The following is a 578-nucleotide window of genomic DNA, read 5'->3' on the forward strand; positions in this document are numbered from 1 at the left end:
TCGGTGGTCACAGCGAGAGGGAAACGCCCGGTTCCATTCCGAACCCGGAAGCTAAGCCTTTCAGCGCCGATGGTACTGCATGGGGGACCGTGTGGGAGAGTAGGACGCCGCCGAACAATATTTGAAGGACCCTTGGTCCCAGCGTGCATGCTGGGACCAAGGGTCCTTTTTCTGTTTGTGCGCAAAACTGAACGTGCAATACCCCAAGACAGGAGCCACATCAATGTCCAATTCCTCCGAGGAGCAGCCGGACCGGCCCGAGCGCTCGGACAGGCCCCGTCGCCAGAGTGGTGACGAGCGCCGGGGTGGCTCCCGTCGCGATGATCGTCCTTCGTATCGCCGGGATGATCGGGGTGAGCGGCCGCGTGGCCCGCGCCGTGATGACGACCGGGGACGCGGTTTCCGGCGTGATGACCGGCCGTCGTTCCGGCGGGACGAGCGCCGGGACGAGCGCCGGGATGATCGGGGTGAGCGGCCGCGTGGCCCGCGCCGTGATGACGACCGGGGACGCGGTTTCCGGCGTGATGACCGGCCGTCGTTCCGGCGGGACGAGCGCCGGGACGAGCGCCGGGATGATC

1 protein-coding gene and 1 rRNA gene are annotated in these 578 nt (G+C 67.1%); both read left to right on the forward strand.

Annotated elements, in window-relative coordinates:
- A 5S ribosomal RNA gene (gene rrf / locus LJ221_RS13435) occupies positions 1-116 on the forward strand.
- Between the two features lie 204 nt (positions 117-320).
- A partial coding sequence (locus LJ221_RS13440) for a hypothetical protein (RefSeq protein WP_374228442.1) occupies positions 321-578 on the forward strand: 258 nt, incomplete at its 3' end.

The sequence above is a fragment of the Streptomyces sp. CNQ085 genome (assembly GCF_022614595.1).
Classification (GTDB): Bacteria; Actinomycetota; Actinomycetes; order Streptomycetales; family Streptomycetaceae; genus Streptomyces.